30 protein-coding genes and 3 tRNA genes are annotated in these 23,107 nt (G+C 47.0%); 26 read left to right on the top strand and 7 right to left on the bottom strand.

From position 1 onward, the window contains the following. The first annotated feature begins 90 nt into the window (after positions 1-90). The 3 genes from P8X24_RS01715 to rnhB are packed head-to-tail and all read left to right on the top strand — an operon-like array spanning position 91 to position 2,370. Positions 91-873 (top strand): metal ABC transporter ATP-binding protein, encoded by a 783-nt coding sequence (locus P8X24_RS01715; protein ID WP_372913781.1) that lies wholly within the window; start codon positions 91-93, stop codon positions 871-873. A 1-nt stretch (position 874) separates the two neighbouring features. Then, positions 875-1,705, top strand: a complete 831-nt coding sequence (locus tag P8X24_RS01710; protein ID WP_372913780.1) for a metal ABC transporter permease — start codon at positions 875-877, stop codon at positions 1,703-1,705. Further along, entirely contained in the window at positions 1,702-2,370 is a 669-nt protein-coding gene (gene rnhB, locus P8X24_RS01705; protein WP_372913779.1) for a ribonuclease HII, read from the top strand. The genes P8X24_RS01710 and rnhB overlap by 4 nt, the downstream gene beginning before the upstream one ends. Here rnhB and P8X24_RS01700 read toward each other — a convergent pair. The 3 genes from P8X24_RS01700 to pfkC are packed head-to-tail and all read right to left on the bottom strand — an operon-like array spanning position 2,338 to position 6,453. Further along, positions 2,338-3,879 carry a dolichyl-phosphate-mannose--protein mannosyltransferase gene (locus P8X24_RS01700; RefSeq protein ID WP_372913778.1) on the bottom strand — a complete coding sequence of 514 codons (1,542 nt, stop codon included), beginning with the start codon at positions 3,877-3,879 and terminating at the stop codon, positions 2,338-2,340. The two genes, rnhB and P8X24_RS01700, sit on opposite strands and share 33 nt — an antisense overlap. After that, the gene (locus P8X24_RS01695; protein WP_372913777.1) at positions 3,861-5,045 is read right to left on the bottom strand and encodes a molybdopterin molybdotransferase MoeA; all 1,185 of its coding nucleotides are present in this window, start codon (positions 5,043-5,045) and stop codon (positions 3,861-3,863) included. Before P8X24_RS01695 ends, P8X24_RS01700 begins: the two co-directional genes overlap by 19 nt. A gap of 43 nt (positions 5,046-5,088) precedes the next feature. Beyond that, entirely contained in the window at positions 5,089-6,453 is a 1,365-nt protein-coding gene (pfkC, locus tag P8X24_RS01690; RefSeq protein WP_372913776.1) for an ADP-specific phosphofructokinase, read from the bottom strand. Positions 6,454-6,565: 112 nt separating this feature from the next. On the opposite strand from pfkC, the gene P8X24_RS01685 reads away from it, so the two are divergent. Continuing rightward, positions 6,566-7,570: an RNA-guided pseudouridylation complex pseudouridine synthase subunit Cbf5 gene (locus tag P8X24_RS01685; protein WP_372914171.1), complete on the top strand. Its 1,005-nt coding sequence runs from the start codon at positions 6,566-6,568 to the stop codon at positions 7,568-7,570. A 54-nt stretch (positions 7,571-7,624) separates the two neighbouring features. Next, a complete protein-coding gene (locus P8X24_RS01680; protein ID WP_372913775.1) occupies positions 7,625-9,250 on the top strand; it encodes a DUF4932 domain-containing protein in 1,626 nt (541 codons plus the stop codon). On the opposite strand, the gene P8X24_RS01675 is transcribed toward P8X24_RS01680, so the two are convergent. Together P8X24_RS01675 and P8X24_RS01670 are read right to left on the bottom strand one after the other, a co-directional pair. Further along, positions 9,251-9,583, bottom strand: a complete 333-nt coding sequence (locus P8X24_RS01675; protein WP_372913774.1) for a PH domain-containing protein — start codon at positions 9,581-9,583, stop codon at positions 9,251-9,253. Then, positions 9,568-9,759 carry a hypothetical protein gene (locus tag P8X24_RS01670; protein ID WP_372913773.1) on the bottom strand — a complete coding sequence of 64 codons (192 nt, stop codon included), beginning with the start codon at positions 9,757-9,759 and terminating at the stop codon, positions 9,568-9,570. Before P8X24_RS01670 ends, P8X24_RS01675 begins: the two co-directional genes overlap by 16 nt. Before the next feature lie 193 nt (positions 9,760-9,952). Between P8X24_RS01670 and P8X24_RS01665 the strand changes: the two genes are divergently transcribed. Together P8X24_RS01665 and P8X24_RS01660 are read left to right on the top strand one after the other, a co-directional pair. Next, on the top strand, positions 9,953-10,168 hold the full coding sequence (locus tag P8X24_RS01665; protein ID WP_372913772.1) for a hypothetical protein: 216 nt from the start codon (positions 9,953-9,955) through the stop codon (positions 10,166-10,168). Further along, positions 10,165-10,611 carry a DUF3783 domain-containing protein gene (locus tag P8X24_RS01660; RefSeq protein WP_372913771.1) on the top strand — a complete coding sequence of 149 codons (447 nt, stop codon included), beginning with the start codon at positions 10,165-10,167 and terminating at the stop codon, positions 10,609-10,611. The genes P8X24_RS01665 and P8X24_RS01660 overlap by 4 nt, the downstream gene beginning before the upstream one ends. Here the strand turns inward: P8X24_RS01660 and P8X24_RS01655 are convergent. Next, positions 10,514-11,017, bottom strand: coding sequence for a hypothetical protein (locus P8X24_RS01655; RefSeq protein WP_372913770.1), 504 nt, complete (start codon positions 11,015-11,017; stop codon positions 10,514-10,516). The genes P8X24_RS01660 and P8X24_RS01655 overlap by 98 nt on opposite strands. Before the next feature lie 50 nt (positions 11,018-11,067). Between P8X24_RS01655 and P8X24_RS01650 the strand changes: the two genes are divergently transcribed. The 19 genes from P8X24_RS01650 to P8X24_RS01560 all read left to right on the top strand — a co-directional run bounded on the left by P8X24_RS01650 (position 11,068) and on the right by P8X24_RS01560 (position 21,410). Beyond that, positions 11,068-11,655: a class I SAM-dependent methyltransferase gene (locus P8X24_RS01650; RefSeq protein ID WP_372913769.1), complete on the top strand. Its 588-nt coding sequence runs from the start codon at positions 11,068-11,070 to the stop codon at positions 11,653-11,655. Between the two features lie 81 nt (positions 11,656-11,736). Continuing rightward, positions 11,737-11,823, top strand: a tRNA-Ser gene (locus P8X24_RS01645). Between the two features lie 31 nt (positions 11,824-11,854). Continuing rightward, the gene (locus tag P8X24_RS01640) at positions 11,855-12,301 is read left to right on the top strand and encodes a 30S ribosomal protein S13 (RefSeq protein ID WP_372913768.1); all 447 of its coding nucleotides are present in this window, start codon (positions 11,855-11,857) and stop codon (positions 12,299-12,301) included. Positions 12,302-12,315: 14 nt separating this feature from the next. After that, a complete protein-coding gene (locus P8X24_RS01635; RefSeq protein WP_068323529.1) occupies positions 12,316-12,858 on the top strand; it encodes a 30S ribosomal protein S4 in 543 nt (180 codons plus the stop codon). Continuing rightward, positions 12,855-13,268 carry a 30S ribosomal protein S11 gene (locus tag P8X24_RS01630; protein WP_068323532.1) on the top strand — a complete coding sequence of 138 codons (414 nt, stop codon included), beginning with the start codon at positions 12,855-12,857 and terminating at the stop codon, positions 13,266-13,268. The genes P8X24_RS01635 and P8X24_RS01630 overlap by 4 nt, the downstream gene beginning before the upstream one ends. Positions 13,269-13,300: 32 nt before the next feature. Next, entirely contained in the window at positions 13,301-14,080 is a 780-nt protein-coding gene (locus tag P8X24_RS01625; protein ID WP_068323534.1) for a DNA-directed RNA polymerase subunit D, read from the top strand. Between the two features lie 5 nt (positions 14,081-14,085). Beyond that, positions 14,086-14,173, top strand: a tRNA-Leu gene (locus P8X24_RS01620). Between the two features lie 69 nt (positions 14,174-14,242). Beyond that, positions 14,243-14,605, top strand: a complete 363-nt coding sequence (locus P8X24_RS01615; protein ID WP_068323538.1) for a 50S ribosomal protein L18e — start codon at positions 14,243-14,245, stop codon at positions 14,603-14,605. A gap of 6 nt (positions 14,606-14,611) precedes the next feature. Next, positions 14,612-15,040 carry a 50S ribosomal protein L13 gene (gene rplM, locus P8X24_RS01610; protein WP_068323539.1) on the top strand — a complete coding sequence of 143 codons (429 nt, stop codon included), beginning with the start codon at positions 14,612-14,614 and terminating at the stop codon, positions 15,038-15,040. A gap of 10 nt (positions 15,041-15,050) precedes the next feature. Further along, on the top strand, positions 15,051-15,458 hold the full coding sequence (locus P8X24_RS01605; protein ID WP_068323540.1) for a 30S ribosomal protein S9: 408 nt from the start codon (positions 15,051-15,053) through the stop codon (positions 15,456-15,458). 59 nt (positions 15,459-15,517) lie between these two features. Next, positions 15,518-15,715 (top strand): DNA-directed RNA polymerase subunit N, encoded by a 198-nt coding sequence (locus tag P8X24_RS01600; RefSeq protein ID WP_013747693.1) that lies wholly within the window; start codon positions 15,518-15,520, stop codon positions 15,713-15,715. A gap of 24 nt (positions 15,716-15,739) precedes the next feature. Next, positions 15,740-15,816: transfer RNA gene (locus tag P8X24_RS01595), tRNA-Pro, on the top strand. 20 nt (positions 15,817-15,836) lie between these two features. Further along, the gene (locus P8X24_RS01590) at positions 15,837-16,010 is read left to right on the top strand and encodes a DNA-directed RNA polymerase subunit K (protein ID WP_068323541.1); all 174 of its coding nucleotides are present in this window, start codon (positions 15,837-15,839) and stop codon (positions 16,008-16,010) included. A 6-nt stretch (positions 16,011-16,016) separates the two neighbouring features. Continuing rightward, entirely contained in the window at positions 16,017-17,042 is a 1,026-nt protein-coding gene (locus P8X24_RS01585; protein ID WP_372913767.1) for a hypothetical protein, read from the top strand. 14 nt (positions 17,043-17,056) lie between these two features. After that, positions 17,057-17,665, top strand: a complete 609-nt coding sequence (gene rpsB / locus P8X24_RS01580; protein WP_372913766.1) for a 30S ribosomal protein S2 — start codon at positions 17,057-17,059, stop codon at positions 17,663-17,665. Positions 17,666-17,699: 34 nt separating this feature from the next. Continuing rightward, the gene (locus P8X24_RS01575; RefSeq protein WP_372913765.1) at positions 17,700-18,725 is read left to right on the top strand and encodes a pyridoxal-phosphate dependent enzyme; all 1,026 of its coding nucleotides are present in this window, start codon (positions 17,700-17,702) and stop codon (positions 18,723-18,725) included. Positions 18,726-18,766: 41 nt separating this feature from the next. Then, a complete protein-coding gene (locus P8X24_RS01570) occupies positions 18,767-19,642 on the top strand; it encodes an MEMO1 family protein (protein WP_372914170.1) in 876 nt (291 codons plus the stop codon). Between the two features lie 5 nt (positions 19,643-19,647). Continuing rightward, positions 19,648-20,649, top strand: coding sequence for a mevalonate kinase (locus P8X24_RS01565; protein WP_372913764.1), 1,002 nt, complete (start codon positions 19,648-19,650; stop codon positions 20,647-20,649). Next, positions 20,646-21,410 (top strand): isopentenyl phosphate kinase, encoded by a 765-nt coding sequence (locus P8X24_RS01560; protein ID WP_372913763.1) that lies wholly within the window; start codon positions 20,646-20,648, stop codon positions 21,408-21,410. Before P8X24_RS01565 ends, P8X24_RS01560 begins: the two co-directional genes overlap by 4 nt. Here the strand turns inward: P8X24_RS01560 and P8X24_RS01555 are convergent. Continuing rightward, the gene (locus tag P8X24_RS01555) at positions 21,407-23,086 is read right to left on the bottom strand and encodes an ATP-dependent DNA ligase (protein ID WP_372913762.1); all 1,680 of its coding nucleotides are present in this window, start codon (positions 23,084-23,086) and stop codon (positions 21,407-21,409) included. The genes P8X24_RS01560 and P8X24_RS01555 overlap by 4 nt on opposite strands. Positions 23,087-23,107 lie beyond the last annotated feature (21 nt).

The raw sequence follows: 23,107 nt of genomic DNA, 5'->3' as shown, positions 1-23,107 counted from the left end.
GATGAGGGCGCTCATAGCTGATACACAGAACTGTCCCCTAATGAAAATCCTTTTAACTGAATTAGGCGAACCAAATTCCGGCGAGGCCACATGGAGTACGTTATAGAGGCAGAAAACCTCACGATAACCTATAATGGTTATGAGGCCGTGAAAGATTTGACGTTTAAACTTAAAAAAGGCGAGACGATGCTCTTGCTTGGCCCTAACGGTGCAGGTAAAACAACTCTACTCAGGGTTCTTGCTGGATTTCACACCGAATATAGGGGAAAGATCTTGGTGTTTGGGAGGCCTCCACTCGAGGTAAAAGATAGGGTAGCTTACGTCCCTCAGACCTTCTCCCTTAACACGAGAGTTCCCTTAAGTGTTCTCGATGTCGTCGCGATGGGTGCCCTTTATAGGAAGGGCATAGTTCACTTTAATGTTCCCAGGGATATCATAGATAGGGCTCTGGAGGTTCTGGACTTCCTGGGGCTTAAGTACCTTGCCGAAAGACCGTTTAGGGAGCTCAGCGGTGGTCAGAGGCAGAGAGTTTTAATTGCCCGAGCCCTAATGTCGAACCCTGAGTTGTTGCTCTTGGACGAACCCCTGTCAGCTTTAGACCCCAAGGCCAGGATAGATGCAACTTCCACCCTTTCAAAGATAAAGGCTGAGATCGGGCTTACAATGATTATAACGACTCACGACGTTAATCCGCTGATCGAAATAGGAGACAAGGTAATGTTAATAGACAGAAGACTGGTGGCTTTTGGAACGCCCGAAGAGGTTCTGAGGGATGAGATAATAGGGAGTGTTTATGGACCGGCATCGAGAACTGTGAAGGTTGGAGAGAGGTTGTACTGCATAATAGGTGACGTACATTTGAGGGTGAGGTAAAATGATAGAGGAATATTTATTCAGAGCAATACTAGCGAGTTTGATGGTTGGAACTCTCCTTGGCTTATTAAGCCCTCTCATAAACGTTAAGGGGATAGCCTTCCTCACCCACGCAACTTTTCATGCCCTCCTTTTCGGGGCGGTTTTGGGGATGATCCTCGGATTAATGGTTGGTAACCTCTCCCTGATATTTTGGATATCCCTAATCGTTGCGATAGTCGTTGTTATGATAATAGCCGAGATGGAGATAAGGGGCTACTCCTCGGATACGGCGGTTGGGGCTACTGCAGGACTAGTTGCTGGTTTAACTGTTCTTGGCTTTGGAATTCTTTACAAGGTCATGGCTTCTAAGCCTTACTTCGGCCTTTCCGAGAGCATCGTAACTTACCTCACCGGTGAGATATTTCTCATAACTTTGAATGACCTCTGGATGCTCGTCCTTGGTGGAGTTATAGCCTTCGCGATAATGCTTGCCTTTTACAGGGACTTCATCTACCTGAGCTTCGATCCTGAAGGTCTTGAAAGCCATGGAGGAAACGTGAGGCTCTACCTCATGATCCTCTACTTCTTAGTGGGTGCAATCGGTGGTTTGATAGTTAAAACCGTTGGGCTGATAACCCTTCAAGTCCTCGCCGTTCTCCCTGGGGCCATAGCCTTAACACTTTCAAAGGATCTCCGCGGGTTAATTGGCCTTAGCTTGGGTATAACCCTTTTAACCCAGGTTTCCTCCGTAATCCTCGGGTACCTTTTAGACGTTCCGCCGAGTGGTTTGGCAACTGTCTTCCTTGGAACCCTCTATGGGGCGTTAATGGTTAGGAGGAAGCTGGCATGATAATGGCAGGAATAGATGAAGCTGGAAGAGGGCCGGCAATTGGGCCGCTCGTCATAGCGGTGGCCGTGGCTAGCGAGGATAAACTTGAGAGGCTTAGGGGCATTGGTGTTAGGGATTCGAAGCAATTAACTCCCGAGAGAAGGAGAGAATTGTTTAATAAAATAACTTCTATCCTTGATGACTACTTTATCCTAAAGGTGTGGCCCCAGGAAATAGACTCTAGAAAGGGAAGTATGAACGAGCTTGAGGTTGAGAAGTTCGCTCAGGCTTTAAACTCTCTTAATGTGAGACCCCAGATAATATATGCCGATGCCGCCGATGTTAAGGCCGAGGGGTTCGCTAAGGCAATAAAGGCTAGGCTCTCCTATGAGGCCGATGTCATTGCCGAGCATAAGGCCGATGCTAAGTACCCAATAGTTTCAGCCGCATCAATCCTCGCGAAGGTGACGAGGGATGAGGAGGTGGAGAAGTTAAAGGAAGAGTACGGTGACTTTGGCTCCGGCTATCCAAGCGATCCTAGAACGAGGATGTGGCTTGAAGGGTGGTTTAAGGTTCACAGGAGCTTTCCTCCGATAGTTAGGAGAACGTGGGATACTGTAAAGAGGATTGAAGAGAAGTATAAAGGGGAGCAGCTAACGCTTGACAAGTTTTTTAAGAAGTCTTAGAATTTCGAGCCAGCCTTCGAAGTACTCCTTTATCCACTTCCAGTACATCCTCAGGGACTTCTCGAAGTACTCCCACTTGATGATGTCGTAACCTATAACGCCTAAGGCCACTGCCGCCGGAGGTACGAGTGGAGTTGCATAGAATATGAACTGGGTCTTTCCCCCTAGAATGTAGTGTAGTGCAAAGAACCCCACTATGGACCAGAACATCCAGAATATTTCGTGCAACCCTCTCCTCCTTGTAGCAACGTACGGCACGGCGAATATGAAGACAACCATCGCAAGCATTAGTATCGGATCGGTAACCGCATAGACATCTGGATTGTAGTGGAACGGGAAGGGTTTTAATGAGATGAACCACATCCAGAAGGGAGCTTCTGCGGGGTGCTCACCTTTGAAGCTTAAATGCCAGGCGAAGCTTCCCAGGAACTCTTGGAACCATGGAATAAAGCCTATCGCTTTTATTATTGGGATCTCCGGAATCATGAATCCCACGATTGGCAGCACGACTCCAGAAAGTATGAATTCCTTCCAGTCCTTCTTCCTCAATATCTTGATCCATAAGATTGGAAATACGAAGGCCCCGCTCAGCTTAGTTGCCGCAGCTAGTCCTAAAGTAAACCCGGAAAGTCTAATCCTGTTGAGGGCTATCGTAAGCATGAACAATGCCACGAAGAATGCGACGTGTATGTCAAGCATCGCAACGATCCCCGTTGCGAATAACAATGGATCTAGAGCTGAAAAGGTCGCGGCTATTGCTGATGCAAGATAACTCTTCGTTAGCCTGTAAGTTACGAATACTACTACCATAACTATAAGGGCGTGCTCCACTATCCCGGGAATCCTCCAGTAGAAGGGCTTATCGTTTATGAGCATCCCCAAGGCTATCAGGTCTTTTCCCAGGAAGGGGTGTTCGGTGTTCAAGTACTTGTGGATGTTCTCCTTGTCAGGATACCTATACCCCGGCACAATCCTCACTCCCTTGATCCCTTCGGTTTCTTTTGTGAAGTTTTTTAGGTACTCTTCTGGGATTTCGTAGTAAACACCAGGGAACTCGGAGTACGTTGTATAGCTTGTAAAAGAATTTCTATAAGCGATTTCCCAGATTTTTAGCTTTAAATTTTCCCATTCACTTTCATTTCTCGTATAATTAAAAGGTATGACTTTAATCCTCACTCCAAGCTTCCTTGCGAACTCGGGGAGTTGGGGATATTCCCTATAGAGCCCCTCGAACTTGAGGCCGTGGAAGTAGACTATAACCTTTCCCGCGTACAGGGGTTCATTATAGATCACGTTAACCCCGCCGGTGTCGTTCTCTATGTATTTGACCTTGACACCAAGAAGGGAGAGCATATTTCTAGTTGCTGAGACGTACCAGACCTCATCTCCCATATAATCTTCAACTTTAGCCCATTCGATCATGTAGTACGTTGAGCCTCCAATGAGAAGGATTAAGTAAGAAAAAAACACTATCCCCCTCCATCTCCTTTTTAGTATAGAGTAATCCAAACTTCCTCCCCCCGCCTGTAGCCTTCGCTGTCTTCTGGAACCTCAAGGTAGGCGTTACTCTTGACGAGGGAGCTGATTATTCCGCTTCCCTTCTTCTTCATGACTCTTGCCCTTCCGTCCTTATAGTAAACCTTCACGAACTCATACCTTCCCAGCTGGCTGGGTACATCATCTTCCAGTATTGCCCTAACCTTCACCTCGTAATCCCTCGCTCCGACCATCTTGGCTAGTGCGTGCTTGACAAATAGGTGGAACTGGGCAAATACTGCAGCTGGATAACCGCTCATTATGAAGATCTTCTCACCGTAGCCAATGGGTCTTCCGGGCTTTATCGTGGTTCCATGAAACTTCAGATTTACGAACTTGTGGGCATAGTCTCTGTCCCCGAAGGCAGATCCTCCTGTAACTAGAACTAGGTCACACTCTTCTCTTGCCCTCTTAATTGCTTTCCCGATCTTCTCTTCATCATCGGATACAAGCCCGTAAAATACGGGCTCCCCAAAGTACCTCTCTACAAGGCCTATGAGCATTATTGAATTTGTCTCAACTATCTTCCCTTCTTCAAAGGCCTTTTCACTTGGCTCCTCAACAAGCTCGCTTCCGGTGATTATTATCCCAACCTTGGGCCTCTTCTTAACTTTAACCTCTTTAATTCCGAGAGCTTTCAGCATTGCAAGATCCTGGGGCCTTAAGATTTGGCCCTTCTTCATTACAACCTCTCCTTCCTTTACGTCTTCTCCTGCAAATGCTATGTTTTGGCCAGGGGCTACGGGTCTAAGCACGTATATCTTATTTTTCTCCCTCTTCGCGATCTCCTGCATTATCACGGCATTAGCTCCCTTGGGAATCTTAGCCCCAGTAAGAACCTTAATGGCCTTTCCTGGGGTTACTTCCTTTTTTGGGGTCATTCCTGCTGGAACTTCCTCTACAACCTCGAGCTCAACTGGGCTGTACTCTCTAGCTGGAAACGTGTCTTCAGCCCTAACTGCATACCCATCAACTGCTGACCTATCAAATGGAGGTACCATGAATCTGGAAACTATATCCTCAGCAAGTACCCTTCCGAGAGCTTTTTCAAGGGGCACGATCTCACTCTCAACTTCTTCAACGTCGTCCAGAAGGATCTTGAGGGCCTCCTTGTATGGAGTCAACTTCTTGAACTCCAATGGCACCACCTGATCGTGAAAAAAGTACCAGGGAGTTAAAAAGTTACTTGGAGTGCTTCTTGAGAAGGGCAATATAACTGAGAAATGTTCCAGTTGAAATTGTATCTCCAAGTCCAACCGTTGAAACTGGGTTTGGAACTAGCCTTGTGGGCACGACAACAACCTTATACTCCCTCATCCTGAGTTTCCTCTTCGCCTCTTCGAACCTTAGCCTAATGTAATCACTCCTCTCATTGAAAGGAACCTTGAGTCCAACTTCATAGTCCTCCGGCTTCGTTATATCTCCGAGGGACGCCCTTGTCGCGGCCAAGATTGCTCCAAACTCTAGGCTTTTTGCAAGCTCCTCCTCACTTAGGGGGTTATCCCTGTGGGTTATGTACATAAGGTAGTAGATCGTGTGAACCTGAAGTACCTCGAAGTTGAGCTCGTCGAGTATTATCATTCCACCTAGGATTGCATCTTCAATCCTATTGTACGTGAATATCCTATCCGCGAGATCCCTATAGCCGAGAACGCTGAGTATGTATGCAATCTCAGCTTCGTCCATTCCAACGCTGTCAACGAGCGGGAATACGTTTGTCACTACTTTCTTTCTAAGCTTCCTGTCTTGGATTGAGGCAAACTCTACGTGAACCTTTATGTCGGCCTCTTTGAGGGCCATTATATCTTCCTTCGCCTTCCTCAAATAGTAGTTCGCGTCCTTTCCATCCGAGTACTGGAGCCTTAATCCCTGGTACCCGGAGAGGATTGCCCCATCAACTTGCCTGCCTATCTCGGGGAGGAAGGGCCTGAGCTCATCTTTAGTTTCGATCCTGCTTATGCTCTCGAACCTTGAAGACACTATAAACCTTCCGGAGTGGGGAACCTCTATAACTTCGTCCCCAAGCTTGAACTTCATTCCCTTCCTGAACTCGAAGATCCTGTTGACCTTAAGGGGATCCCCCTCCCTGTATGCCTCTTGGATCGGCTTTAACTTAAGCTTTCCATCCTCAACTACTGGGTATAAGACACCTTTTCGGAAGAGTTCTGCTAGCCTCTTTGGCAGGAACGGGGTATATGCTATGACCTTTTTTACCTTTAACCCGGCCATTAAGTTGGCTATTATTCCGGCCTGCCCCCCTATCCTCTCCATATCGTACTTGAACGTCTCATCAAACCACCTGTGCATCTCCTCATTTGTTAGGGGAACGGCCATGGGTTTTCCAGTCTTGAGGGCATGTATTAGCCTTGCAACGAAGTCTAACGGTTCTTTAATTTCCCTAGGATATTCTTCAATTCTCCTCCTGATTTCATCTGCTCCAAAAGAGTCAATTAAGTTTTGGACGATTCCAGCTCTTAAATTCACTATAGCATCAACGTTAGCGTTGTACGCTGTATACGCGCTAAGCTTCCTTACTTCCTCGAGCATGATATATCACCTACAGTGTTATTTAATCACAAGACAATCGTGCAATCCTTTAAAAACTTTTTCAACTCATTTATAAAGTAGGGTGCCGAGAAGTGTCCAGTTGGTGAGGCTCATGGCGAGGGATGAAGTTAGGAGAATTCTTCCCGCTGATATTAAGAGGGAAGTGCTCATCAAGGATGAGAAAGCTGAAACCAATCCAAAGTGGGGCTTTCCTCCGGACAAGAGACCTATAGAGTTACACATGCAGTTTGGAGTTATAAACTTGGATAAACCTCCAGGACCAACGAGTCACGAGGTCGTTGCTTGGATAAAGAAGTTATTCAACTTGGAGAAGGCGGGCCACGGTGGAACATTGGATCCTAAGGTAAGTGGAGTCCTGCCCGTAGCTTTAGAAAAGGCAACAAGGGTAGTTCAGGCCTTACTTCCGGCTGGAAAGGAGTACGTAGCTTTGATGCACCTCCACGGTGACGTTCCGGAGGATAAGATAATCAGGGTGATGAAGGAGTTTGAGGGTGAGATAATCCAGAGGCCTCCCCTTAGGAGTGCAGTCAAGAGGAGGCTGAGGACTAGGAAGGTTTACTACATTGAGATCCTCGAAATAGAGGGCAGGGATGTACTGTTTAGGGTTGGAGTGGAGGCTGGAACTTACATAAGATCGCTTATTCACCACATAGGGCTAGCTTTGGGTGTTGGAGCTCACATGGCCGAGCTTAGGAGAACTAGGAGCGGTCCCTTCAAGGAGGATGAAACCCTCGTAACACTCCACGATCTCGTGGACTACTACCACTTCTGGAAGGAGGATGGAATTGAGGAGTACTTCAGGAAGGCAATCCAACCCATGGAGAAGGCCGTTGAGCATCTGCCTAAGGTGTGGATAAAGGATTCAGCCGTTGCCGCTGTAACGCACGGCGCTGACCTAGCGGTTCCTGGGATAGCCAAGCTTAACGCTGGGATAAAGAAGGGGGATCTAGTTGCCATAATGACGCTCAAGGATGAGTTGGTGGCCTTAGGAAAGGCTATGATGACAAGTCAGGAGATGCTTCAGAAGAGCAAGGGGATAGCTGTGGACGTAGAAAAAGTGTTCATGCCCAGGGACTGGTATCCAAAGATGTGGTAATTACATTTCAAACAATTTTTTAAAGTGTATATGCGTTGGCTTATTGGTGGTTAGATGAAGAAATATCCCGTAGTTATTTTACTGCTAATGGTTGTAATAGCTCAGGGGTGCATTCAAACAACGCCCACCACCACGTCTACCCAAACAATCCACAATGAGTTTATCCGAATGCAAGTTTCTGATAGGGTCTACGTTGAGATAGATCCGAGGCTTGAACTATTGCAGATCTTGTATAGGATTTCCGATTCAAGCTGGTATAGGGAGCACGTTGACCCAAAAAAGATAGGAATAACTTCCGAAAAATATTCATACATCAAAGACGTTGACGAGTACTTCACTCAATACAGGAACATGAAAGCCGTTAAAATGGTTAATGAAATGATCTCGATGGGCTTAACCTACGATGCCATTCCGGAATTCGCAATTCACCTCGACCCTGTAAACTTCTCTAAGGCCGTGGAGTGGGATGACATGCTCGAGCTGAGGCCGTTCTTGGACACGAAAAAGCTTGACGAGTTTGCGAGTGCTATCGCTGAATTCGCCAACAAAACGAACTTCTGGGAGTTCTATAGGGATCATGAAGAATTTTACAACAGAACTTTGGGGGAGTTCGTTGAGGACAATCCCGGGATCCCCGAGCTGGTAAATATTGAAGAGGAGTTCTTCGGTGAGAATGCATCGGCATGGCACATTATTCCGATGACTGTTTTCTGCTGCCACGGGCACGGGTACTACCTTCGGGGGAAGAACGGAGTTGTAATATACGCTTTCCTAGGCTTTAGAGGGCTGAAAAATGGGATTCCCGTGGTGCCGGCCACCGCTATGGGGTCAAGCTTTTTGGCCCATGAATTTGCTCACAGCTTCGTAAATCCCGCCGTTGATAAATACTACGGTCTCTTTGAGCCCTATGAGTCGCTTTTTGATCCCGTTTCGAATAAACTAAAGGCAATGGCTTATTCTGACTTTAAGACAATGCTCTACGAAACGTTCGTTAGGGCGTTTGAAGTTTACTACCTCAACGCCACGGGAAACGAAAAAGCTGCAACTCTAAAGCTCAATTCGGAGAAGAAGACATTTTACTTCATAGATAAAGTGTATCATGCCTACGTAAATGATTATATGAACCACAGGGACAAGTACAGGACATTCGAAGACTTCATGCCCAGGCTTGCCGAAGTCATTGGAGAAGTTTACAATGAGACCGATGGGGGAAAGAACGTTGAGGTTCCCCTAACGGTTAGTGACTTTTTAATGGCCCTTAAAGATAAGGGTGGGATAGTGGCTTATGATTACGGTGAGCATGCAAGGAAGCTGGCGTTTTGGATTTATGATAGATTTAAATCTATGGGGCTGAAAGTTGAGATAAAGCCCATCTCAGAGTTAAATGGGAAAGATAAGGAGCGGAACTTGCTCCTGGTTATGCTCTCAAGCAATCCCCTAGTTCAGGAAATCAAGGGACCGATGGTGATTAATGGAACGAGGGTTTACAGTAGGAAAAGCAAAAAATATTACTCGGGATCTCTAAGGATCTTTGAGGTTGTTAGGAACCCATGGAGTGGAGATTCACTGATTTTCGCAATCATAGCTACCGATGATAGGGCACTGAACAACATCCATGCCTACAACGATATGACGTATAGCATAAGGGATTCTAAGGATAGGTTGCTCGAGGCGGGATAGTCAAAGGAACTGCAGGAGTTGCTGATATAAAGTTTTCATTTCCTTGGCTGGGCCTTCTAAGGTTGCCTTCGTTTTCCCCTGTATCTCAATTACTCCCTTTTTGCTTATTATTCCCGTCTCCCTGTATTTTATCCCCTGAAGCTCGTCAAGTTTAAACGTCACGACATCATCGCTCTTAAATACCAGGCCCCTTCGGGCGTAGAGGATTATTCTCTTATTGGTCACGACCAGCGTGTAGAGTTTATCTCCATAGGTTACCTGGGTCTTACTTTGAAATTTTATTTCTTCACCTGGGAGGAGGTAGTCTTCTAGGGCCATTATACCTTCCTCCACTCGGTACCTCCGCATTTGGGACAGACTGGCCTTGAGCCTATTCCAAGCAACCCTCCCTTTCGCTTGAAGTTTCTTATGCAGTCAGCACAGTACACTGTTCCACAATTTTTGCACTGGTAGAATGCTGGGCCGAAAAATCCCTTCTTTCTTCCACATATGGAACAAACTAGGGCCATTCCCTCCTCCCTCCGGGTATATAAATTTTATTGTAGTTATGATCAATAATTCCCTCCTCCCGGAGGGTTAATTTATTATTTATATGGGGGAGAGCGCGCTGATCCAAAGAGGGAAAGGTAATAAATTTGGCCATGTATCCTACCCTAGGTGATTAGAGTGGAAACCCGGAAGTGTCCTTTATGTGGTGGAACCATGGTCAAAAGCAGGGGCAAATATGCAGGTCATGCCCGTTACTTTTGGCAACCTCCATGGAAGAGCAAGACCACTGGGCTTTTAAGACCTGTTTTGGAAGCAACTCCTTGGCTTTGCCTTGATTGCGGGGCTGTGATAGCTTATATTGAGGATGAAAAACTTCAAATCCTAAGGGAAGAGTTCGAAGAAGAAAAGCTGAAAGGTGCCCAGACTTGAAGGCTTACGCAATAGGTTTCACTCCCCAGGAAGTTGAAGAGTTAAAGAAAATCCTGGGAATGGAAGTTTTATGCATCCCAGAGTACTGCAGGGATTGGGCTCTCGCTTCAATAGTATCCCAGGAAAAGCTTGAGGGAAGGTGTGATTGGCACTTCAGGAGGTTTATAATAATCCACGAGGCCACGAATGAAGAAATAAAGAAAATCTTGGAGGCTGTAAAGCAGAAGTTTGACAACGTTATATTTGCAACAATCACGCCGACTTCACTTACTTGGAGGCTTGAACACCTGCTCAACGAGCTAATAAGGGAGGATGAGTACTTCAAAAACTTAAGGAGAAGGGGCCCTATCTGGAGTTCTGACAGTTCTCCTTTACTTCTACCTCAAACTCTTTCTTTAATATTCCCCTCCAGAAATCCACATCTTTACTTGCAACTCCTCTAGTATCATAGATTACCTCGAGCCTGTACTTTCCTCCCTTTGTGACGTTCCACCAGCACAGGTCAATTCTATATTCCGTGCTCACGCTCTCCCCAGGCTTTAAGTCAACGACGCTTTCATTTCCTAAGGACAGGTAAGTTGGAACCCGTCCCATAAACTTTAACTCTTCACTGCCCTTGAACAGCTTGTACTTCACCGTTATAAAGTAGATCGGCCTCGCAACTCTAATCGTCTTATTACCGATATTTGTGACTTCTATCTTGGCCAAGTACTGGTTGTTCTTATCGTAGTGCAACTCAACTTTCAGATCAATCACCCTGAACTTTGAAGGCATTGTTGTTTGTTCCTGTCCTATGCATCCCGCCATTAGTACAACTAACGCTATTAGGAATAGCGAACTAACCCTCATGGGTAAAAATATCCACAAATCCTTAAATAACTTCTGGCAGATGCTAGACCATGCCTCACTATTACTCGCGGGAACCTCAAACTCCTCTGAAAACCAAAACGATTGAAGTTTGCATTAGAGGTCATTGCTTTAGATTTATAACGGCTAGCGGCGTCTTTTCCTTTGGCAAGCTTGACAGGGGAACTGAATTATTAATAGAGAGCATGTTCCTTGATCCACGATGGCGAGTTCTCGACTTAGGCTGTGGCTACGGTGCAATAGGGATAGTAGCATCGAGATTCGTTGAGTACGTTGTCATGACCGACATAAACAAGAGGGCGGTGATGATAGCAAAGAAGAATCTAAAGCTGAACAACGTTAAAAACGCTGAAGTTAGGTATGGCGATCTGTACGAGCCCGTTAAGGGAGAAAAGTTCAATTCAATAATTACAAATCCTCCAGTTCATGCGGGAAAGGATGTTCTTGAAAGGATTATTAGGGGGGCTCCCCTTTATCTTGAAGATGATGGTCTTCTGCAAATAGTTGTAAAGACGAAGCAAGGAGCTAAGTGGGTGAAAGAAGTCATGGAAGGTACTTTTAGCGAGGTTGTTGAACTTGCTAAGGGTAGTGGCTACAGGGTTTACGCTGGGAAGAAATAGTTATAAACGCATCACGTTGAATGGTATCGAGGGTAAAGTTTATTAAAGGCTTAATGCAGGACACCTTCACCGAGTGGGAGTGCCGGGATAGCCCAGCCTGGTAGGGCGCGGGCCTTGAGAGCCCGTGGGCGTTTGCCCGCCGGGGTTCAAATCCCCGTCCCGGCGCCAGAATTATCCTTATAATTTGAGGGGTGGTAAAATGGCTGATTTCAGGCACATAGTTCGTGTTGCGGGAGTTGATTTGGATGGACACAAGCAATTAAGGTGGGCGCTCACCGCTATCAAGGGAGTCGGCATTAACTTCGCCACAATGGTCTGCAGAGTTGCAGGGCTCGACCCTTTCATGAAAGCAGGCTATCTTACGGATGAGCAGGTCAAGAAGATAGAGGAAATACTCGTCGATCCAGTTGCCCATGGAATCCCACGGTGGGCAGTTAACAGGCCGAAGGACTACGAGACGGGTAGGGATATGCACCTCATTACTGCCAAGCTTGACATGGCGATAAGAGAGGACATCATGAGGCTCAGGAGGATAAGGGCCTACAGGGGTATCAGGCACGAGCTTGGTCTACCAGTTAGAGGTCAGAGAACTAGATCCAACTTCAGGAGAGGTCAGACAGTTGGTGTGAGCAGGAAGAAGAAGTGATGGGGTGGTGAGAAATGGGAGATCCTAAGAGGCAGAGGAAGAAGTACGAGACTCCGCCTCACCCATGGATTAAGGAGAGGCTCGACAGGGAAAGGGTGCTAATGGACAAGTACGAGCTGAAGAACAAGAAGGAGCTCTGGAAGCACGAGACTCAGCTTAAGAACTTCAGAAGAAGGGCGAGAAGGCTGCTAGCTGCAAGAGGTAAGCAGGCCGAGATCGAGAGACAACAGTTGCTCGCCAGACTTAAGAGGCTTGGCCTCCTTCCTGAGGATGCCGTCCTCGATGACGTTCTCTCCCTGACAATCGAGGACATCCTTGAGAGGAGGCTACAGACGATAGTCTACAAGAAGGGACTGGCTAGGACAATGAGGCAGGCTAGGCAGCTCATAGTCCATGGTCACATTGAGGTCAACGGCCAGATAATAAGATCACCGAGCTACCTTGTCCTTAAGGAAGAGGAGGACACGATTACCTATGCAAGAACATCACCTTTCGCGAACCCACAGCACCCCGAGAGGATGATGATTGAGAAGGCTAAGCAGGGTGGTGAGGCATGAGCGAGGAGCAGGTTAACATCAAGAAGAAGGAGAAGTGGGGTATAGCCCACATATACTCAAGCTACAACAACACGATAATCCACATCACCGACATCACCGGGGCTGAAACGATAAGCAGGTGGAGCGGTGGTATGGTGGTTAAGGCTGACAGGGATGAGCCTTCACCTTATGCAGCTATGATTGCAGCAAAGAGGGCCGCTGAGGAGGCCCTTGAGAAGGGAATCATTGGGGTTCACATAAGGGTAAGGGCCCCAGGAGGAAGTAAGAGCAAGACTCCTGGGCCCGGAGCCCAGGCAGCGATTAGAGCTCTCGCTAGGGCTGGCCTTAAGATAGGTAGGGTTGAGGATGTTACTCCAATTCCACACGATGGTACTAGGCCTAAGGGCGGTAGGAGAGGTAGGCGTGTCTGATTCCTCTATTTTATTTTCGTGGAGGAGTGAAAATGGTTGAGGTTGAGATTCTCGAAAAGAGGGACGATTCAATTAAGTTCATTCTAAAAGGTGTTCACGTTGCCTTTGCAAACGCCCTAAGAAGAACTATTCTTGCTGAGGTTCCAACGTTTGCCGTGGATGAGGTTGAGTTCTATGAGAATGATTCTGCACTCTTTGATGAGATTATAGCCCACAGGCTCGCCATGATCCCGCTCACAACCCCGGTTGACAGGTTTGAGCTCGATGCCCTTGAGCTTGACGATTATACAGTAACTCTTTCCCTTGAAGCTGAGGGCCCAGCAATAGTTTATTCTGGTGACTTAAAGAGCGATGATCCTGATGTTAAGCCCGTGACTCCAGATATTCCAATAGTTAAGCTGGCCAAGGGTCAGAGGCTCGTGTTCAATGCATATGCAAAGCTTGGAAGGGGAAAGGATCACGCAAAGTGGCAGCCGGGCTTTGTGTACTACAAGTACTACACTAAGATCCACATAAGCAAGGAGATCGAGGGCTGGGAAAAGCTGAAGAAGCTCGCTAAGAAGAGGGGGTTACCCGTAGAGGAGACGGATTCTGAGGTTATAGTAACTACAATAAAGCCCTTCTACATTCCAAAGGAATTTGAAGAATACGAAGGAGATAAGATTTGGGAAGAGATAGTGCCCGACACGTACGTTTTCACGGTTGAAACTAATGGAGAACTTCCCGTTGAGGAGATAGTTAGCATTGCGCTCAAGATACTCATGAGGAAGGCCGATAGGTTTATAAATGAACTTCAAAGATTAGCTGGATGACCTGAGCGGGGGTTGCCGAGCCTGGCCAAAGGCGCGGGATTTAGGGTCCCGTCCCGTAGGGGTTCCGGGGTTCAAATCCCCGCCCCCGCACCACACTTTCACGCTCACCCCGCCCTTGTCGGTTTCCCTGCGGCGAGATAATAGCTTAAGGAGGATGGCTTTATGAAGAGGACTGGTCCAACTGATCCAAACCTTAGAAGGCTCATTCGCTTCCTAAGGAAGAAGTCAAATGAGCAGGGTGTAAAGATCTGGAAGGACATAGCTTGGAGGCTCGAAAGGCCCAGAAGGCAGAGGGCAGAAGTCAACGTCAGTAAGATAAACAGGTACGCAAGGGAGGGTGAAATGATAGTAGTTCCTGGGAGCGTCCTTGGTGCTGGAAGGCTCGAGAAGAAGGTTATTGTTGCGGCATGGAAGTTCAGTGAGACCGCAAGGAGGAAGATCATTGAAGCTGGGGGAGAGGCAATAACAATTGAGGAGCTCGTCGAGAGGAATCCGAAGGGAAGTGGAGTAAGGATAATGGAGTGATGAGCCATGAGGATTATTAACGCTGATGGTTTAATCCTTGGAAGGCTTGCTTCAAAAGTTGCAAAGATGCTCCTTGAGGGCGAGGAGGTTGTAATAGTCAACGCTGAGAAGGCTGTAATAACGGGCAACAGGGATGTTATATTCAAGAAGTACAAGCAAAGGACAGAACTCAGAACCTTGACAAATCCCAGGAGAGGTCCCTTCTATCCAAAAAGGAGCGATGAAATTGTGAGGAGGACTATCAGAGGAATGCTCCCATGGAAGACCGACAGGGGAAGGAAGGCCTTCAAGAGGCTTAAGGTGTACGTCGGCGTTCCAAAGGAGTTCCAGGGGAAGCAGCTCGAGACGATAATGGAGGCCCACGTTTCAAGGCTCTCAAGGCCAAAATATGTCACAGTTGGTGAGGTTGCCAAGTTCTTGGGAGGAAAGTTCTGAGGTGGTGTGAATGAGGATTATCCAGACTACTGGTAAGAGGAAGACCGCTATCGCGAGGGCGGTTATTAGGGAAGGTAAGGGTAGGGTTAGGATCAACGGGAAGCCCGTTGAAATTATCGAGCCAGAGATCGCAAGGTTCACGATCCTTGAGCCCCTGATCCTTGCCGGGGAGGAGATATGGAACAGCGTTGACATTGACGTTAAGGTTCAGGGCGGAGGTTTCATGGGTCAGGCCGAGGCCGCTAGAATTGCAATAGCTAGGGCACTGGTAGAGTGGACTGGGGATATGAACCTTAAGGAGAAGTTCATGAAGTACGACAGGACAATGCTCGTTGGAGATCCCAGAAGGACAGAGCCCCACAAGCCCAACAGGTCAACCAAGGGTCCAAGAGCGAAGAGGCAGAAGAGCTATCGTTGATCTTCCTCCGTTAATTTTAAAAACTCTTTATTATCGAAAAGCGAGTGGGGTGTAAGCCGTTGATAATTCCCGTGAGATGCTTTACCTGTGGGAAGGTAATTGGCGATAAGTATTACGAGTTCAAGAGAAGAGTCGAGGCAGGGGAGGATCCCGAGAAGGTGCTTGATGATCTTGGCCTTGAGAGGTACTGTTGCAGGAGGATGCTCCTCAGTCACGTTGAGTTAATCGATGAGATAATGCACTATAGGGTTTATTAAAAACCAGCCTTTCTTTGTTTAGGTGGGGCCGTGGGGTAGCTTGGCTATCCTCCCGGCCTGGGGCGCCGGTGACCCGGGTTCAAATCCCGGCGGCCCCACCAAAATTTTAGAGGTGGTGTCCGTGTTCAAGTACACGAGATTTGAAAAAGCTAGGATTATAGGTGCAAGGGCTCTCCAGATAGCAATGGGGGCACCGGTCCTTATAGACGTTCCCGAAGGAATAACACCTTTGGATGCGGCAATCATGGAGTTTGAAAAGGGTGTGATACCAATAACAGTAATTAGGCCGAGCTGATGCGGGATGAGCGTCATACAGAACGTTATAGGAAGGGTTATAGTATTGAGAGGGGGAAAGTATTCGGTTGAAGTAGATGTTGTAACCGATGACGGTTTTGGTAGGTTTGCTTCTCCTATTGAAGAAAACCCTCTTCTTCACATTGCCGAGGCGAGAAGGGCTGTGAGTGAAGTTGACGAAATAATTGGGCCTGAGCTCATTGGCTTTGACGCCGTTGAACAGGAACTTATTGACAGCTACCTATGGGAAATTGATGGAACTGACGACCTAAGCCATATAGGGGCAAATACGGCCTTAGCGGTTTCTGTTGCTATAGCAAAAGCCGCTGCAAGCTCTAGGGACCTCTCCCTATACTCGTACATTGGAGGCACATTCACAACAGAACTCCCAGTTCCAATACTTACGTTCGCTGGGGATGAGAAGTTTGAATATCATTTGATTGTTAGAGATCTCCTCGAGGTCACGGATATAATTGACGCAATAAGCAAGATATTGGAGAAATCCTCGGAGCTGAGCTTGGAATCACTTTCCAAGGCTTCTGAGGAAGTGGGGATGGAGCTTGGTCTTGAGGTAGCCCTTGGAATTACGATGAAAAAAGAAATGGACATAGAATCGGTTCTTAACTTAGTGGAAGACAATAACATAGCGTACATAAAACCCATAGGAGAGCCAGAACTCTTCCTTGAGCTTATAGCGGGCACTCATGGAGTATTTATAGATGGAGAATATCTCTTCAGAACCAAGAACATATTGGATAGGAGGTATTACAACGCACTATCAATAAAACCTATAAACCTTGGAACGCTCACCGACTTGTATAACTTCGTGAACGATGTGAAGGCCGAAAAAATAACCCCAATTTTGGCTGAGGCTAAGTACGAGCCGGCTGATGAAACTCTCCCTCACGTGGCGCTGGGCCTTAGGTGCCCGGCTATGTTAATAAATTGGAACTCAGTCGAGAAAATTAACGAGCTGAATAGGATAGCTGAAGAGTTGGGTGAAAGGGGTAGGATAATAACGTTTGAAGAGTAAGGAGGTGGTTGGAGATGGCTGATGAGTATCTCGTTCCACTTGACCAATATCTAGCAGCTGGAGTCCATATAGGGACACAGCAGAAAACCAAGGACATGAAAAAGTTCATCTACAGAGTCAGACAGGACGGCCTCTACGTCCTTGATGTTAGGAAGACTGATGAGAGGCTTAAAGTAGCGGGCAAATTCTTGGCAAAGTTCGAGCCCCAGAGCATACTTGCAGTAAGCGTTAGGCTTTATGGCCAGAAGCCCGTGAAGAAGTTCGGGGAGGTTACAGGAGCTAGGGCAATGCCCGGAAGATTTCTCCCTGGGACAATGACAAATCCTGCAGTAAAGAACTTCTTTGAGCCCGATGTGATAATTATTACAGATCCCAGAGCAGATCACCAGGCAATGAAAGAGGCCGTAGAGGTTGGCATTCCAATAGTTGCCCTCGTTGATACTGAGAACCTCCTGAGCTATGTTGATCTTGCAATACCAACAAACAACAAGGGTAGAAAGGCCTTGGCTTTAATATACTGGATCCTAGCCAGGGAGATACTCTACAACAGGGGGGAGATACAGAGCAGAGAAGACTTTAAAGTGCCAGTTGAGGAGTTTGAGATGAAGATAGTCAGGAGATGACTCCCTCTCTATTATTCTATTCTTGGTGTTGAAATTGCTTGTCTGTACTAAGTGCGGGAGAAAATTTGAGGAAAAATTTCTTCTGCAGTGTGAGTGTGGGGGAACGTTGTTCGTTGAAAGGAAGTATAATGCATTTCTTCCAGATTCTAGATTCTTTGATATTAGAAGGTACTTAAAATACCTTCCAGTTGATGTTAGTTTCTTGCCCAAAATACCGCCAATTATAACTCCAGTTGTTGAAATTGAAGGAATAAAATTTAAGCTGGATTACCTCCACCCCACAGGTTCATTCAAAGACAGGGGGACCTTCGTTACAATAGCGAAGCTCAAAGAGGAAGGAATAGGTGAGGTAGTCCTAGACAGTTCTGGGAATGCCGCACTTAGCTTGGCATTTTACTCTATGATCTCTGGGATTAAGGCTCACATATTCCTTTCCTATGATGCAAAGCCTGGGAAAATTTCAGCCTTGATGAATCTAAACGCGAAAGTTCACTTCGTTGAAGGTGACAGAATGGAGGTTCATGAGAGCGCAGTTGAATTCTCTAAGGCCACGGGAATTCCCTATGTGAGCCACTGGCTAAATCCCTACTTCATTGAAGGTACTAAGACTATAGCTTTTGAAATATACGAGGAAATTGGGGTTCCTGAGGAAATCTTCATACCAACTGGAAGTGGAACGGCCTTCCTGGGAGTATGGAAAGGATTTAAGGAGCTTATGGAGATGGGAGAGATAGACAGGCTCCCAAAACTCATTGCAGTTCAGGCGGAGGGCTTCGAGAGCCTCTGTCCAAGATCGCCCAGGATTAATAAGCTTGCCGATGGAATAGCAATTCCAAACCCTCCAAGGCTTGAGGAAATGAGAAGGGCTCTTAAAGAAACTGGGGGTTATTGTATAAGTGTTGGGGAAGATGATACTCTAGCAGCATATCACTGGCTTAAGATGAGAGGGCTTTTAGTCGAGGAAACATCAGCTACTGCTCTTGCGGGATACTGGAAGGCTAAGGAGGAGGGTATTGCGGCGGAGAATTCTTTAATACTCTTAACTGGCGTTAAGAGGTAATTCTATAAACCTCCTCTTCTAAGCATTTTCTGGTGGTGAGGATGATAAGGTATCCAGCTGTAGCCGGCCAATTTTACCCTACAGGTGACGAGTTAACAGAGATGCTTGAGAGGTTCTTCAGCGATCTCGGCGAGGAGGGAAGCAAGAGAAGGATCACCGCAGGGGTTGTCCCTCACGCTGGCTATGTTTTTTCAGGCTATACTGCTTCGAGAACGTACAAGGCCATATATGAGGATGGCCTTCCGGAGACTTTCGTAATCCTGGGGCCGAACCATACGGGTATGGGCTCTCCGATAGCAGTTTACCCTGAAGGAGAGTGGGAGACCCCCCTAGGGAGGGTTAAGGTGGACGATGAGATGGCAAAGGCCATCGTTGAACTCTCAAACATTGCGGATCTTGATGATCTGGCCCACCGCTATGAGCATTCGATTGAAGTTCAGCTACCCTTCATCCAGTACCTTGCGGATTTGGCTGGGAAGGATTTCACTATAGTCCCCATAACTTTGGGAATTCAGGATGAGGATATTGCGGAAACCCTAGGTAAGGCCGTTTATGAAGCATCTCAGTCCTTAGGAAGGGATGTTATTGTAATAGCCTCCACAGACTTCATGCACTACGGCTACTTCTACGGCTACGTTCCCTTCACTGGGAGGGCCGAAGAGCTACCAAACATGGTCAAAGAATGGGACATGAGAGTCATAAGGAGAATCCTCGACTTTGACGTTAAGGGGATGTTCGAGGAGATTAGGGCCATGAATCACACCATGTGCGGCCCTGGGGGAGTTGGGGTTGGAATAGTGTACTCAAAGCTGATGGATGCAGTTGAGGCTGAGCTACTCCACTATACCACTAGCTTTGAAGTTAGCAGGAGCACAGATGCAATAGTTGGCTACGCTAGCATAGTTATGAGGAGGTAAGGGAGTTGAGGGTTCTGGTCTCGGCTCCCGCTAAAATAATCTTGTTTGGCGAGCACAGTGTCGTCTACGGGAAGCCCGCGATAGCCGCAGCTATAAATTTAAGGACGTACGTTGAGGCCGAGCTGAGGAGGGATGATAGAATAAGGATAGAGGCCCATGACATTAAGGTCCCTGGGCTTACTGTCTCTTTCTCGGAGAACGAGATATACTTCGAGAGCGATTACGGTAAAGCCGCCGAAGTCCTCAGCTATGTGAGGCAGGCGATAGAATTGGCCATGGAGGAAGCTGGAGTTAGGAAGGGGATTAATGTTTCGATAACCTCCCAAATTCCCGTTGGTGCCGGTTTAGGCTCTTCAGCGGCCGTTGCCGTGGCAACTATTGGTGCAGTTTCAAAGCTTTTAGGTTTGGAACTCACGCGGGAAGAAGTGGCCAGGTTAGGCCACAAAGTTGAGCTCTTAGTTCAGGGGGCTTCGAGCGGCATTGACCCAACGGTTTCCGCCATGGGCGGTTTCTTGTATTACGAAAAGGGCAATTTTAAGCATCTTCCTTTCATGGAGCTACCAATAGTCGTTGGATACACAGGCTCAAGTGGCTCAACCAAGGAGTTAGTGGCAATGGTGAGGAGAAGATACGAGAGTATGCCTGAGTTAATAGTTCCAATACTTAACGCGATGGGAAAGCTAGTGGAGAAAGCGAGGGATATAATAATATCGGAACTCGATGAGGAGGAGAAGTTCGCTAAGCTTGGGGAACTAATGAACATAAATCACGGCCTTCTGGATGCCTTGGGAGTTTCAACTAAAAAGCTCAGTGAGCTCGTTTATGCAGCAAGAACCGCTGGGGCGCTTGGTGCCAAGATAACCGGGGCGGGAGGAGGGGGATGTATGTACGCTCTGGCCCCAGGAAAGCAACGAGAAGTTGCAACTGCAATCACGATAGCAGGAGGAACCCCGATGATAACAGAGATCAGCAGGGAAGGATTGAGGATAGAGGAGGTCATAAAATGATGATTGTAAAGATTGGTGGTAGTGTTCTAAGTGATAAGACGAGGAAGTTCCACTTTAGGGCAGAAGTCGTGAGGAGGATAGCGTACGAGCTCTCGAGGTTCTTCCCTGAGGAGAAGTTTATAGTGGTTCACGGTGGTGGTAGCTTCGGCCATCCTCTAGCTCAAAAGTTTGGGATTAGGGAGGGGCTGAGGGATTACTCGAGTAGGCACGGCTTCGTAGTTACTCATCTAGCCATGCTTGACTTGACCTCAAGGGTTGCCAAGTGCTTTCTCGAAAACCACCTTCCAGCTTTTCCCATCTCAAGCTCTTCCATATTCATAACTGAAAACGGTAGGATAGTTAGAGGATCCCTCGAAGTAGTTAAGGAAGCAATTAAGGGAGAGTTCATCCCCCTCCTGTTTGGAGATGTCTCCTTCGACGTAAAGAAAGGTATAGAGATAGTTTCTGGGGACGAGATAATTCTTTACCTAGCAGAGGAGTTCAAGCCCGAAAAGGTGATATTCTTGATGGATGTTGACGGTATCTATGATAGGTATCCTGGAGGGCAGCTTTTAAGGGAAATAAGGGCTGAAGAACTAAAGAACCTTGAAGTCTGTGGTTCAGCTGGAATCGACGTTACGGGAGGAATAAGGAAAAAGCTCGAGGTTGCTAGGGAACTTACTAAGTACACCGGGGAAGTGTGGTTCGTTAATGGGTTAATAAAAGATAGGTTGAGTGAGGCGATAATTGGAAACGCCTTGGGCACCGTTGTCATGCCTTAAATTTTTCCTTTCATCCTTTCTTGTAGCTCGTACAACTGGGCTATTCTCTCTATCGTATCTGCATCTTCCGGTCCCTTATCATCTCTCAGTGCAACGTACCTGGGGAACCTTAAGGCGAATCCGCTTCTGTACTTGGGGCTCTTCTGTATCTCTTGGTACGTAACTTCAATGACTATCTTTGGCTCTACCCACACCCTCTTTCCTTCCTCCTTGATTATTAGGGGCTTCAACATCTTTGTAAACTCCACAAGATCTTCATCTGTAAATCCACTCCCAACCTTTCCGACCTCGAGGAACTCCCCAGTTTCTGGATCGTACGCTCCCAGGATGAACGATCCAAGTAAGTGTGCTCTCCTTCCCTCTCCCCACTCCGCTCCAATTATAACAAGATCAAGATCTTCCATCGTTGGCTTTATCTTGAGCCACTTCTTGCCCCTGTTACCTGGTTCGTACACTGCATCTAACCTTTTTGCCATCAATCCCTCGTGCCCCATCTCGAGGGCCCTCTTGTAGAATGCCTCTGCCTCTTCAGCATTCTTCGTTATTAGGTTTTCAGCGATCTTTATCTTTCCGTTAGGCTCTACTATCTCTTCAAGCTTCTTCCTCCTGTCTATGAACTTGGTGTCTATCATGCTGACGCCATCAACGTAGAGAACGTCGAAGAGGTTTAGCTCGAGTGGTATCTTCTTCATCATCTCCTCTATGTTATGCTTCCTCCTAAACCTCCTTAGAACATACTGGAAAGGTAATGGTCTTTCGTTCTCCCCTATCGCCACAAGTTCTCCTTCAACGATGGCTTTTTCTGGCTTTACTGCCTCCTTTATGGCCTCGACTATCTCTGGAATTGCCCTCGTGACGTTCTCTAGTCTTCTTGAGTACACTATTATCCTGTCTCCGTCTTTGTGCACCTGCACCCTAGCTCCGTCATATTTTATCTCGAACTCGGCCTCCCCACCCATCTCGAGGAGGGCTTCCTTTATGTTGGCTGCCTGCTGAGCAAGCATTGGCTTTATTGGCTTTCCTATCTGTATCGTAACCTTTGCTAATCCTTCGTTACCCTCTAACTTTGCAACCTTAGCTACGAATCCAAAATCACTTGTCAGCATGTACGCCCTCTCAACGAGCTCTACCTTAACGTGGAATGCCAATGCTATAGCATCCCTTAGTAGACCTTCAGCAACTCCCGTTCTCATGGTTCCCAGGACTGTTCTCGCTATGTACTTTGCTTCAATTGGTTCGGCATCCATGAAGAGGTTTGCCAAGTACTTCATCTTCTTTTCTTGACTTCCTTCTCCCATTGTTTCTGCAACTTTAACTAGGGTTTGATATACTCTCTTGATCGTTAGTGGCTGGGAGAAGAAGCTTCTCTGCTTTCTCTTCTTCACGGCAAGTGCTATGCTTTCTCCTAGGTCACCGGTATCTTTCACAGAGTTCTCTATCTCCTTAGCATCAATGCCCGTTGCCATGGCGACGGCCTTTATGAGTAGCTTCTCACCAACACCAAGCTCCCTCTCGTCCCACTCTGGAAAGACATCTCCAAGGATTAGGTATGGAATAAATTCAAGGTGATCGTCTGGAACTTTTTTAAGAAAATCTGCAACAAGTCTGGTCTTTATTAGCTTCATTGTGGTTTTCTCTAACTTCTGATAGAGTTGGGCTAACTCGAGGTACCTCATATTCGTTCCCCAAAAATAAAA

Origin of the sequence: Pyrococcus kukulkanii, assembly GCF_041647995.1 — an archaeon.
Classification (GTDB): Archaea; Methanobacteriota_B; Thermococci; order Thermococcales; family Thermococcaceae; genus Pyrococcus.
This window is presented reverse-complemented; position numbering and strand designations above follow the sequence as displayed.

Excerpts from the sequence above, each read along its gene's own strand:
- P8X24_RS01650 (WP_372913769.1), top strand. The coding sequence starts at position 11,068 with ATGCCTCACTATTACTCGCGGGAACCTCAAACTCCTCTGAAAACCAAA.
- rplM (WP_068323539.1), top strand. The coding sequence starts at position 14,612 with ATGAGGATTATTAACGCTGATGGTTTAATCCTTGGAAGGCTTGCTTCA.
- pfkC (WP_372913776.1), bottom strand. The coding sequence starts at position 6,453 with ATGCTCGAGGAAGTAAGGAAGCTTAGCGCGTATACAGCGTACAACGCT.
- P8X24_RS01630 (WP_068323532.1), top strand. The coding sequence starts at position 12,855 with ATGAGCGAGGAGCAGGTTAACATCAAGAAGAAGGAGAAGTGGGGTATA.
- P8X24_RS01655 (WP_372913770.1), bottom strand. The coding sequence starts at position 11,017 with ATGAGGGTTAGTTCGCTATTCCTAATAGCGTTAGTTGTACTAATGGCG.
- P8X24_RS01685 (WP_372914171.1), top strand. The coding sequence starts at position 6,566 with ATGGCGAGGGATGAAGTTAGGAGAATTCTTCCCGCTGATATTAAGAGG.
- rpsB (WP_372913766.1), top strand. The coding sequence starts at position 17,057 with ATGGCTGATGAGTATCTCGTTCCACTTGACCAATATCTAGCAGCTGGA.
- P8X24_RS01640 (WP_372913768.1), top strand. The coding sequence starts at position 11,855 with ATGGCTGATTTCAGGCACATAGTTCGTGTTGCGGGAGTTGATTTGGAT.
- P8X24_RS01665 (WP_372913772.1), top strand. The coding sequence starts at position 9,953 with ATGGTCAAAAGCAGGGGCAAATATGCAGGTCATGCCCGTTACTTTTGG.
- P8X24_RS01635 (WP_068323529.1), top strand. The coding sequence starts at position 12,316 with ATGGGAGATCCTAAGAGGCAGAGGAAGAAGTACGAGACTCCGCCTCAC.
- P8X24_RS01615 (WP_068323538.1), top strand. The coding sequence starts at position 14,243 with ATGAAGAGGACTGGTCCAACTGATCCAAACCTTAGAAGGCTCATTCGC.
- P8X24_RS01715 (WP_372913781.1), top strand. The coding sequence starts at position 91 with ATGGAGTACGTTATAGAGGCAGAAAACCTCACGATAACCTATAATGGT.
- P8X24_RS01585 (WP_372913767.1), top strand. The coding sequence starts at position 16,017 with ATGAGCGTCATACAGAACGTTATAGGAAGGGTTATAGTATTGAGAGGG.
- P8X24_RS01625 (WP_068323534.1), top strand. The coding sequence starts at position 13,301 with ATGGTTGAGGTTGAGATTCTCGAAAAGAGGGACGATTCAATTAAGTTC.
- P8X24_RS01555 (WP_372913762.1), bottom strand. The coding sequence starts at position 23,086 with ATGAGGTACCTCGAGTTAGCCCAACTCTATCAGAAGTTAGAGAAAACC.
- rnhB (WP_372913779.1), top strand. The coding sequence starts at position 1,702 with ATGATAATGGCAGGAATAGATGAAGCTGGAAGAGGGCCGGCAATTGGG.
- P8X24_RS01605 (WP_068323540.1), top strand. The coding sequence starts at position 15,051 with ATGAGGATTATCCAGACTACTGGTAAGAGGAAGACCGCTATCGCGAGG.
- P8X24_RS01560 (WP_372913763.1), top strand. The coding sequence starts at position 20,646 with ATGATGATTGTAAAGATTGGTGGTAGTGTTCTAAGTGATAAGACGAGG.
- P8X24_RS01680 (WP_372913775.1), top strand. The coding sequence starts at position 7,625 with ATGAAGAAATATCCCGTAGTTATTTTACTGCTAATGGTTGTAATAGCT.
- P8X24_RS01670 (WP_372913773.1), bottom strand. The coding sequence starts at position 9,759 with ATGGCCCTAGTTTGTTCCATATGTGGAAGAAAGAAGGGATTTTTCGGC.
- P8X24_RS01570 (WP_372914170.1), top strand. The coding sequence starts at position 18,767 with ATGATAAGGTATCCAGCTGTAGCCGGCCAATTTTACCCTACAGGTGAC.
- P8X24_RS01710 (WP_372913780.1), top strand. The coding sequence starts at position 875 with ATGATAGAGGAATATTTATTCAGAGCAATACTAGCGAGTTTGATGGTT.